The organism is Acidovorax sp., from assembly GCF_016783915.1.
Lineage (GTDB): Bacteria > Pseudomonadota > Gammaproteobacteria > Burkholderiales > Burkholderiaceae_C > Acidovorax.
In genome coordinates, this window is the sequence record NZ_JADHVT010000157.1 from 1 (window position 1) to 10,315 (window position 10,315).

The following is a 10,315-nucleotide window of genomic DNA, read 5'->3' on the forward strand; positions in this document are numbered from 1 at the left end:
TTGTCTGAGCGAAGCGAGTTCGAGCGAGACCCCGCCAAACCCGAGCACCGCAGGTTGCCCCGTAGCGAAGCGCAGGGGACGCAGACAGTGGGGTCGCCCTTTCTTTGGTTCCTTTCTTTCGGCGACGCGAAAGAAAGGGGCTCGCCTGCCGGGCGACTCCCGGCCCCCGCCCTCAACCCAGGCACAGAGACCGATTCATCCACAAGGCCCAACAATCCCAGCCCAGCCCAGCCCAGCATTGCTGGATGCAGGAGAGTTGCTATTGAAAGCGTAGCTGCTAAGGCATGATTCACTAGCGCTAGCAGCCGTTTTCTTCAAAAAATCAAGCTGCCACAGCCTCCCGCTCATCCGCGGCAAACTCCGGCAACCCACGCAGCCGCTCATAGATCGGCGCAAAGTCCGCCGCCGTCATCTCAAACAGCTGCTCAAAACTGTCGATCACAAAATACGTCTGCTGGTACGTATCGATCTTGTAGCGCGTGCGCATTGTGCGCTCCAACTGCAGCGGAATGCGCTGCGGCTCCGGGCTCTGGACCGAATACGCCAGTTCGCCCGACGAACTCAGGATGCCAGCGCCATAGGCCCGCAACTGCCCCGCTTCGCGGATCAGCCCGAACTCGATCGTGTACCAGTACAAGCGGCTCAGCATCTCGCACGACCCCAGCCCTTGCGCCTTCAGCCCGCCCTGGCCGTAGCGCTGCACATAGTCGGCAAACACCGGGTTGAACAGCAGCGGCACATGCCCGAACAGGTCATGAAAAATGTCGGGTTCGACGATGTACTCGAACTCTTCGGGCTTGCGGATCCAGTCCGTCACCGGGAACTTGCGGTTGGCCAACAGGGTGAAAAAAGGCACCTCGGGGATCAGCCCCGGCACGCCCACCAGCTCCCAGCCGGTCGCTTTGTAGAGGCGCTCATTCACCGCTTCAAAACGCGGGATGCGGTCGCTCGCGCCCAGTGAGTGCAGGGCGTCGATGAACGCCTGGCTGGCCAGGCCAGGCAGCAGGGCACGCTGGCGCTCGTACAGACGGCGGTAGGTGTCGTGGTCGGCGGCGGTGTAGGCCGCGTAATCCTGCGGGCAGGTGTAGTCGGCACTGGCGCGGCTGTAGTCGCCACGGGGAGGGCGCTCGCTGGCGCCGTAGACGACGGGTTCGACGGCCATGGTGAGGGCCCCCGCTCAGGCGTTCTTGGTGCCAAGCACCCCGCGCTGGATCTGGTCGCGCTCCAGCGACTCGAACAGCGCCTTGAAGTTGCCTTCGCCAAAGCCGTCGCGGTAGTCGCCCTCGCGCTGGATGAACTCGAAGAACACCGGGCCCAGCATGGGCGTGGAGAAGATCTGCAGCAGCAGGCGGGGCGTGCCGTCGGCCGTGGTGCCGTCCAGCAAGATGCCGCGCGACTGCAGCTCCGGCACGGGCTGGCCATGGCCGGGCAGGCGGGTGTCCAGCATCTCGTAGTACACCTCGTTGGGCGCGGTGGCCAGCTGCACGCCGGCCATGCCCAGCTTGTCCACTACGTCCAGCAGGTTGTCGCAGATCAGCGCGATGTGCTGGATGCCTTCGCCGTTGAACTGCATCAAAAATTCTTCGATCTGGCCGCCGCCCTGTTTGGATTCTTCATTCAGCGGGATGCGGATCTTGCCGTCGGGCGCCGTCATGGCCTTGGAGGTCAGGCCCGTGTATTCGCCCTGGATGTCGAAGTAGCGGATTTCGCGGAAGTTGAACAGCTTCTCGTAGAAGTTGGCCCAGAAGCCCATGCGGCCCCGGTACACGTTGTGCGTGAGGTGGTCGATGAGGTTCAGGCCGTGGCCCACGGGGCGGCGGTCCACGCCTTCGATGAATTCAAAGTCGATGTCGTAGATGGACTTGCCGTCTTCAAACCGGTCGATCAGATACAGCGGCGCACCGCCAATGCCCTTGATGGCGGGCAGGCGCAGTTCCATGGGGCCGGTGGGGATCTCGATGGGCTGGGCGCCCAGCTCCAGTGCGCGGTTGTAGGCCTTGTGGGCATCCTTCACGCGGAAGGCGAGGCCACAGGCTGATGGGCCGTGCTCAGCGCCAAAGTAGGCGGCCTGGCTGTGGGGCTCGCGGTTCAGGATGAAGTTGATGCCGTTCTGGCGGTACAGCACCACATCCTTGGAGCGGTGCTTGGCCACCAGGGTGAAGCCGAGCTTTTCAAACACCGCCTCCAGCACGCCGGGCTGGGGCGAGGTGAATTCGACGAACTCGAAGCCCATCAGGCCCATGGGGTTGTCCCAGGCGTCGAGCTGGGCGGTGGTTTGTTGCGGCAAGGCGGCGTTCATGGGGTGTCTCCGGCATTCGTTGATGAATGTCATGGACTGTAGGCGTGCCTTGCCTCATGTTTCTGGCGAAATCAAGAGGCTTGGCCGCTTGATTTGCAGGAATCTTGTGAATGGTCAAAATTTAGCGCAGTCTGGCGGCGCGCTGAGGCTGGATTGCTGCCCGGGGCTGCGTCGGCCCCAGCAGAGCTACGACCCCGAGGTGCCCGCGTTGAGCTGGCGCAGCGCCAGGGCGGCGTCGATGCGTTGTTGCTCCTCGGGCGAGAAGAGCTGCTGGCGCAATTGCTGCAGGCCGGGGCCCTCGCCCTGCTGGGCGCGGGCTTGGCTGTACTGGTCGAGGCGCTGGTTCCAGTGCTGCTCGTCCCGGTCCAGCTGTGCCATGGCCTGGGCGGCAGCCGGGCCGTATTGCGCGCTGCGTGCGCCGTAGCGGGTGCGTTCGTCGGCGTTGCTGGCGTTGAACGCGGCGGTCTGCGCGGCGGCGGCCATGTGTGCGGTGGCGGCACTGCGTTCGGCGCGGCGTTCTGTGGAGAGCTCGTTGTCAGCAGCTTGCAGCGCCTGCGCGCGCTGCTCCGGGCTGAGCTGGGGGTTGCGCGCAATCTCCAGGCGCGCCAGGGTGTAGCGATCCAGTTCTGCCTCGCGGGCGAACAGGGCATCGTATTCGGCGTCGTCAAAGAACTGCAGGCGCACCTTGTGGCGTGCCTCCAGCGCATCGCGCAGTGCGCGTGGGTCGGTCAGGTCCTGCGGCGCGCGCAAGCTGCCCAGGGCCACGCGGTAGTCCACATAGCGCTCCGCCAGTGCCAGCGCACGCGTGGCCAGGGCGGCGGGGAAATGCTGGTTCACCAAGGCGGCCAGACGCTGCTTGAGTGCGGCTGGGTCGCTGGCGTCGCCCGCTTCCATCAACAGGGCTTCCAGGATGTCACGCAGGCCGTGCACCAGCAGCGGGTCGGCCGGGCCGTCGGTGGTGATGGCGCGGCGGCGTGCAAAAAAACTTTGGTCCGCGCCCTGTTCTGGAGAGGGTTGTGTCTCGGCACCGGCGGAGGCGGTGGCCGCCCCCGCCGGTGATGGGTGTGTATCCCCCGCGCCCAACCCGGCAGGGCCCCCCAGCCACCACACCACAGCGGCCGTGGTGAGGGCCAGGACTGCGGCGGTAACCGCCCAGGTGCGCGAGGGCTGGGCCATGGCTTACAGGCCTTGTTGCTTGAGGCGGTTGGCGTGCTGGCGGTACAGCGTCACCGGGTCGGTGGAGAACCAGTCGCGCAGGCCCAGCAGCTGGTTGACTTCGTCGAGGTGGTTCTGGCGGTAGTCGCCCAGGTGTTTGCCCAGGCGCGACGAGCAGGCCGACACCAGGCCGTCGTTGGCTTCGCCAAAGGTCAGGCTCAGGGTGGCCAGCAGGGCGTCGCTGGCGTCGAGTACGTTGGTCAGGGGCAGGGTGCCGGTCCAGGAGTAGTAGCGCACGCCGTTCACCAGCTCGGCGCCGCTGCCGCAGCCGGACGTGGGCACACCTTGCGGAAAGCGGCTGTTGAACTTGGCCGAGCCTGCCGTGGTCAGCGAGTCCAGCGCCGCCGTGGGCATCTGGGGCAGGCCGGTGCCGCCCGATGTCAGGTTGATCAGGCCCACCAGCGCCTTGGCGGCGGCACTGGCCACGGCTTCAGACACCGAGCCTGCAGGCGCCACACCGCGCAGGATGTCGGCCACGCGCGAACCCCGGTTCACGCCGCCAATCGAGGTGACCGATGCCACCAGCTGCGGCGCCACGCCCGCCACATAGCGGGTGGTGGGGCCACCGTGCGAATGGCCCACCAGGTTCACCTTGGGGGCCCCGGTCAGCGCCAGGATGGTCTTGACCTGTGCCAGCAATTGCTCGCCGCGCACCTCGGTGCTGTTGGCGGCCGAGACCTGGGCGACGTAGACCTTGGCGCCGCCCTGGCGCAGGGCGTCGGGGATGCCGTAGAAGTAGTCGATCCCAAGGGCCGAGTCAAAGCCGAACAGGCCGTGCACCAGCACGATGGGATAGCGCGTCTGGGCGTAGCCCGTTTGTGCCTGTGCGCCCACGCCCAGCAGCAGCAACCCTGCCGTTGCTGCCAGCACCAGTCGCCGCAAAAAGCGGCTGAAAAATCCGGTCATGTGTTTGTCTCCGTTGGTATGGTTTCTTATGCTCGCAAAAACGAACGATCGTTCTTTTTTGCGAGATCAATTTTTGTATTCAGCCCATGGAGTCACTATCGGGACATACCCGTGTGTGCGGCGCACCATGCAGAAATTACGCAGTTGTTCGTAAAATCCTGCGTCATGAAAGCCTTTGACGCACTCGACAAGCTGGACCGCGCCATCCTGCGCCGCCTGCAGGACAACGGCCGCGAGACGTACGACGTCATCGGTGAACAGGTGGGCCTGTCGCCCAGTGCCGTGCTGCGCCGCGTCAAGCGGCTGGAAGACAGCGGCGTGATCCACCGCTATGTGGCGCTGGTGCAGCCCGAAGCCGTGGGGCTGGGTCTCACGGCGTACCTGAATGTGCGGCTCGAAAAACACACCGAAAGCCACAAGCGCAACCCCATGGACCTGTTTCGCGCCAGTGTGCAGACCTGGCCCGAAGTGGTGGAGTGCGCATCGCTCACCGGCGAAATGGACTACCTGCTGCGCGTGGTGGTGGCCGACATGGCGCACTACAGCCGCTTCATCATGGACACGCTGCTCAAGCACCCCAGCGTGCAGGACTGCAAGACCAGTTTTGTGCTCGACCGCGTGAAGGCGACCACGGCCGTGCCGGTGTAATCCGGCGCTGGCCTTCACTCGTTGACAGAGCCTGTGCACGTCACGGGCGTGACTCTCTGTGGCATCTGTTGATGTGGCGGAGGTTGCTGTAACGCGGTCCGCGCTTTACGCTCTGGCGTGTGCAAAGAAGGGTTGGCGAAGACAGGAGTGCAGCCACCCCAGCCGTCGCGTCTGCGACCCGTGCAGAGGAGATTCTGATCATGAATGCTCTGAAATTGATAGCTGTTGAGGCATGATCTTCCAGCGCTTGTGGCTGATTTTTTCGCATTTTGAGTAGGATCACTATTTTGTTGCAACGCAGCAATTTGGACTGGAAAAGATGAGGGAAAACCCTTATATTTGGCGACATGTTCGCAACCAAAGACTGGCTCAAGGCATCCTGGTACGCAGGCCGGGACCTGCTGCGCCCGGTAACCGGCGGCTCTTCTGCCTCTGACATTCACATCCACCAGCAGGAGACGCCCGTGATGGTTCCTATCCGCTCCCTGGGCCCCTCCTACCGTGAGCGGATCACCCAGCACCTGCTGCAGCTGGAGCCTGCAGACCGCTACCTGCGGTTTGGCTATGCCGCCAACGACGAACAGATCCGCCGTTACGCCGAGCAGCTCAATTTCGAGCGCGACGAGATCTTTGGCATCTACAACCGCCGCCTTGAACTCATCGCCATGGCCCACTTGGCATTTTCGGAAAACCCCGAGCACAAGCCCTGCGCAGAGTTTGGTGTGTCCGTGCTCAAGCAGGCACGGGGCCGTGGCTTTGGCGCCCGCCTGTTCGAGCGCGCCGTGATGCATGCGCGCAATGAGGGCGTGAACATGGTGTTCATCCATGCGCTGTCCGAAAACACTGCCATGCTCAAGATCGCGCGCAACGCCGGTGCCACCGTGCGCCGCGACGGGTCCGAGTCCGAGGCCTACCTGCAGATCCCACCCGCCAGCCTCGACACGCGCATGACCGAGATGGTCGAGCAACAGTTCGCCGAGGTGGACTACCAGCTCAAAAAGCAGGCCAAGCAGTTCTGGGACTTTCTGGCCAATGTGCAGGAAGTGCGCAGTGGAGTGCAACACGCGCGCCACCAGTCGGCCGAGTGAGCCGCTGCGGTCGAGTCCGGCTCTGACGCCAGCGGTGGCCGGTTGTCACGGCAATCCGCTATCCTAGGGGCCTGATTCACTACCGCACGTCCTGCACTCCAGACAGTGTCTGACCCGCACCCCGCGCACTCCGGGCGACCGCCCGAGAGGGAAGATAAGCGCACCTTCCTGCAGAAAGTGGCCGAGTTCATCCATCCTGGGCCGGATTCCACGGAAGAACTCATCGAAACCCTGGCCGAGGCCGAGGACAACGAGGTCATCGGCGCTGACTCGCGCGTGATGCTGGAGCGCGTCATCCGCATGGCCGACATGACGGCGGGCGATGTGATGGTGGCCGCCCCGCGCATGGACCTCGTCAACATCGATGCGCCTTTTGATGAGCTGCTGCACCTGGTGATCAGCACCGCACATTCACGGTTTCCGGTGTACCAGGGCGAGCGCGAGAACATCATCGGCATCCTGATGGCCAAGGACCTGCTCAAGCTGCAGCGGGCGCCCGAGCTGAACATTCGCGCCCTGCTGCGCCCGGCAGCGTTTGTCCCCGAAAGCAAGGGCCTGAACGACCTGCTGCGCGAGTTCCGGGGCAACCGCAACCACCTGGCCATCGTGATCGACGAGTTTGGCCGTGTGGCCGGGCTCATCACCATCGAAGACGTGCTGGAGCAGATCGTCGGCGAGATCGAGGACGAGTTCGACATCCCGGAAGACGATGGCGACATTTTTGGCCTGGCCGATCGGACTTACCGGGTGAGTGGTGACACTCCCATCGAGCGCGTGGCCGAGGCCTTCGAGGTGGCCATCGCAGGCAGCGACCCCCACGAGCATTTCGACACCATCGGCGGCCTGATTGCCCACGAGATGGGCCATGTGCCCAAGCGCGGTGAGCATCTGCAGCTGAGCGGCCTGCATTTTGTGGTGCTGCACACCAAGGGCGGGGCGGTGCGCTGGTTCAAGGTGTCCAGGGTCGAAGACAACCTCGCCGACGGCTGATGTCGCGGCGCTCTCGGATGGCGGGCGGGCCGCTGCTGCCGCAACTGCTGCTGGCACTGGCGGCGGGCTTGGCCCAGGCGGCCTCGCTGGCCTGGCCGGGCAGCGGCCAACCCTTGTGGTGGCTGCAACTGGCCTCGATGGCCGCACTTGCCTGGCTGGTGCGGCCCGCTGCTGCTGAACGCCAGCGTATCGCGGCGCCCTGGCAGCGCGGTGCGCTCGTCGGCGGGGTGTTTGCCACCGCCTGGCTGACAGGCACCTTCTGGTGGCTGTTCATTTCCATGCATTCCTATGGCGGCCTGCCCGCGCCACTGGCCGTGGCAGCGGTGCTGGGGCTCGCCGCCTTCCTTGCCAGTTACTACGCGGCGGCTTTGGCCTTGTTTTGCCGGTACGCACCAATAAATCGTGCTGGTAGTGCTCTTCTTTTCGGAGCGCTTTGGCTGCTGGCCGAGCTGGCTCGGGGCATCTGGTGGACGGGGTTCCCATGGGGTGCAGGCGGCTACGCGCATGTGGATGGGCCGCTCGCCGTGCTGGCCCGCCACATGGGGGTGTACGGCATCAGCGCGGTGGCTGCTGTATTGGCGATGGGCGTGGTGCAGGTGCGGTCCACCGACCTGCGCAGCCTGCGCTGGTGGGCGTTGGTGCTGGTGGCGGGCGGCCTCCTGGCCTGGGCCACGGTGGATCGGCTGTGCGCGGTCAACCTCTGCCACACCCCGGCACGGCGCGCAGCGCCCGCCCTGAGCCTGGAGCTGCTGCAGGGCAACATCCCTCAGGACGAAAAGTTCCAGTCCGGCAGTGGCGTGCCCGTGGCCCTGCAGTGGTATGCCGAGACCTTGCGCAACGCCCAGGCTGACCTGGTGGTGGCGCCCGAGACCGCCATTCCGCTGCTGCCCCAGCAGCTCATCCCAGGGTATCTGGAGGGCATCCAGCAACGCTATGCGCAAGGCACCCAGGCCGCCATGGTGGGCATTCCGCTGGGCGATGAAGCGCAGGGCTACACCAACTCCGTACTGGGCATGAGTGCTGCCACACAAGCCGAGCCCTACCGCTACGACAAGCACCACCTCGTGCCGTTTGGCGAGTTCATCCCGCCGTTCTTCAGGTGGTTCACGGCCATGATGAAGATCCCGCTGGGCGACTTCAACCGAGGAACCGTGGGCCAGGCGTCGTTTGCCGTGGCGGGGCAGCGCATCGCGCCCAACATCTGCTACGAAGACCTGTTTGGCGAGGAGCTGGGCGCACGATTCATCGACCCCGCCCAGGCTCCCACGGTGTTCGTCAACTTCAGCAACATCGGCTGGTTTGGCGACACCCTGGCCATTGACCAGCATCTGCACATCAGCCGCATGCGTGCGCTGGAATTCGAGCGCCCCATGGTGCGCGCCACCAACACAGGCGCTACCGTCATCATTGACCACCGGGGCGTGGTTACGCACCAGCTGGCCCGCTATACGCGCGGGGTGCTCAAAGGCGAGGTGCAAGGCCGGGGGCTGGACGCACAAAGTGGCTGGGCCATCACGCCCTACGCATGGTGGGTGTCGCGCTGGGGGCTGTGGCCGCTGTGGGCTCTGGGGACTCTGGCGCTGATGGGGGCCATGGTTGCCATCAGGGGGCGTGGGGCGCGTGCCAATTGATCCAGGTCAGGCATTTCGCCCGGTGGCGCCGGTGCCTGCGCAACCCCGTGTTTAGAGGCGGCTCCCTATGCCTTGATAATAGAGGCCCGCAACCGGGGGCTGGTGTTGCGTAAAACGATGATTTGAGGCGGGCCAACCGCCGTTCTGGAGCACGACTGAAAATGGCAGATTCCTTTTCCTACGAACAACTGATCGCCTCGGGCGAGGGCCGGCTGTTCGGCGCCGACAGCGGGCGCCTGCCGCTGCCGCCCATGCTGATGTTTGACCGCATCACGCACATCGACAGCGATGGTGGCGCGCACGGGCTGGGAAAGATCCGCGCCGAACTCGATGTCAAACCCGACCTGTGGTTCTTTGCCTGCCACTTCCAGGGTGATCCGGTCATGCCGGGATGCCTGGGGCTGGATGCCATGTGGCAGCTCATCGGTTTTTACCTGACCTGGCTGCAGCTGCCTGGCCGGGGCCGTGCGCTGGGTGCGGGCGAGGTCAAGTTCACGGGCGAAGTAGGCCCGGACGTGAAGCTGGTCACCTACGAAATCGACATCAAGCGCGTCATCAAACGCAAGCTGGTCATGGCCATTGGCGACGCCCGCCTGCTGGCGGACGGCAAGGAAATCTATGTGGCAAACGACCTGCGCGTGGGCCTGTTCAAGCGCGAGGAAGACGGCAAGGACGCAGCATGACCACCAAGAAGCGCGTAGTCATCACTGGCGCGGGCATCGTCTCGTGCATTGGCAACGATCTGGCCGCTGTGGAAGCTTCGCTGCGTGCGGGCACCAGCGGCATCAAGGCCGTGGAAAAGTTCAAGGAACTGGGCCTGCGCAGCCAGGTGGGTGGCGCGCCCGATATCGACATCGAAGCGCGCATCGATCGCAAGCAGCTGCGCTTCATGGGCGATGCGGCGGCCTATGCGCAGATCGCGCTCGAAGATGCCATCGCCCAGGCGGGCCTCACGCCAAGCCAAGTCAGCCACCCGCGCACCGGCCTCATCATGGGTTCGGGCGGCGGCTCTCCCGCCAACCAGATCGAAGCGGCCGACACACTGCGCGAAAAGGGCATCCGCCGTGTGGGGCCCTATCAGGTCACGCGCTGCATGAGCTCCACCGTGTCGGCCTGCCTGGCCACCAACTTCAAGGTCAAGGGCATCAACTACTCCATCACCTCGGCTTGCTCCACCTCGGCGCACTGCATCGGCGCGGCAGCCCAGCAGATCGCCTGGGGCGTGCAGGACGTGATGTTTGCCGGTGGTGGCGAAGAACTGTCCTGGGGCATGTCGCTGTTGTTTGATGGCATGGGCGCCATGTCCAGCAAGTACAACGACACGCCCGAGCAAGCCTCGCGCGCCTACGACGCGAACCGCGATGGTTTTGTGATCGCAGGCGGCGGCGGCGCCGTGGTGCTGGAAAGCCTGGAGCACGCCCTGGCGCGCGGCGCCCACATCTTGGCCGAAGTGGTGGGCTTTGGTGCCACCAGCGACGGCGAAGACATGGTGGCCCCTTCGGGCGACGGCGCCATTGCCTGCATGCAGCAAGCCATGG

General features: G+C 64.8%; 10 protein-coding genes. 6 read left to right on the forward strand and 4 right to left on the reverse strand.

Translation table 11 applies throughout. The features are described from left to right. Window positions 1-322: 322 nt before the first annotated feature. From phhA to ISS20_RS20665, 4 genes are all read right to left on the reverse strand, one after another. Window positions 323-1,162, reverse strand: a complete 840-nt coding sequence (phhA, locus tag ISS20_RS20650) for a phenylalanine 4-monooxygenase (protein ID WP_291439111.1) — start codon at window positions 1,160-1,162, stop codon at window positions 323-325. A gap of 15 nt (window positions 1,163-1,177) precedes the next feature. Continuing rightward, window positions 1,178-2,299, reverse strand: coding sequence for a 4-hydroxyphenylpyruvate dioxygenase (gene hppD, locus ISS20_RS20655; RefSeq protein ID WP_291439113.1), 1,122 nt, complete (start codon window positions 2,297-2,299; stop codon window positions 1,178-1,180). A gap of 186 nt (window positions 2,300-2,485) precedes the next feature. Further along, window positions 2,486-3,475 (reverse strand): lipase secretion chaperone, encoded by a 990-nt coding sequence (locus ISS20_RS20660; protein ID WP_291439116.1) that lies wholly within the window; start codon window positions 3,473-3,475, stop codon window positions 2,486-2,488. Window positions 3,476-3,478: 3 nt separating this feature from the next. Beyond that, on the reverse strand, window positions 3,479-4,420 hold the full coding sequence (locus ISS20_RS20665) for a triacylglycerol lipase (protein ID WP_291439118.1): 942 nt from the start codon (window positions 4,418-4,420) through the stop codon (window positions 3,479-3,481). 165 nt (window positions 4,421-4,585) lie between these two features. Between ISS20_RS20665 and ISS20_RS20670 the strand changes: the two genes are divergently transcribed. From ISS20_RS20670 to ISS20_RS20695, 6 genes are all read left to right on the forward strand, one after another. Further along, the gene (locus tag ISS20_RS20670) at window positions 4,586-5,068 is read left to right on the forward strand and encodes an Lrp/AsnC family transcriptional regulator (protein WP_015012403.1); all 483 of its coding nucleotides are present in this window, start codon (window positions 4,586-4,588) and stop codon (window positions 5,066-5,068) included. 347 nt (window positions 5,069-5,415) lie between these two features. Continuing rightward, window positions 5,416-6,156 carry a GNAT family N-acetyltransferase gene (locus ISS20_RS20675; protein WP_099731315.1) on the forward strand — a complete coding sequence of 247 codons (741 nt, stop codon included), beginning with the start codon at window positions 5,416-5,418 and terminating at the stop codon, window positions 6,154-6,156. A 105-nt stretch (window positions 6,157-6,261) separates the two neighbouring features. Continuing rightward, the gene (locus tag ISS20_RS20680) at window positions 6,262-7,146 is read left to right on the forward strand and encodes a transporter associated domain-containing protein (RefSeq protein ID WP_291439122.1); all 885 of its coding nucleotides are present in this window, start codon (window positions 6,262-6,264) and stop codon (window positions 7,144-7,146) included. Then, window positions 7,146-8,777, forward strand: coding sequence for an apolipoprotein N-acyltransferase (gene lnt / locus ISS20_RS20685; protein ID WP_291439124.1), 1,632 nt, complete (start codon window positions 7,146-7,148; stop codon window positions 8,775-8,777). The genes ISS20_RS20680 and lnt overlap by 1 nt, the downstream gene beginning before the upstream one ends. 161 nt (window positions 8,778-8,938) lie before the next feature. Then, window positions 8,939-9,460 (forward strand): 3-hydroxyacyl-[acyl-carrier-protein] dehydratase FabA, encoded by a 522-nt coding sequence (gene fabA, locus ISS20_RS20690; protein WP_008907199.1) that lies wholly within the window; start codon window positions 8,939-8,941, stop codon window positions 9,458-9,460. Further along, window positions 9,457-10,315, forward strand: an 859-nt coding sequence (locus ISS20_RS20695; RefSeq protein WP_291439128.1) for a beta-ketoacyl synthase N-terminal-like domain-containing protein, incomplete at its 3' end; no start/stop codon positions are given. The genes fabA and ISS20_RS20695, both read left to right, overlap by 4 nt.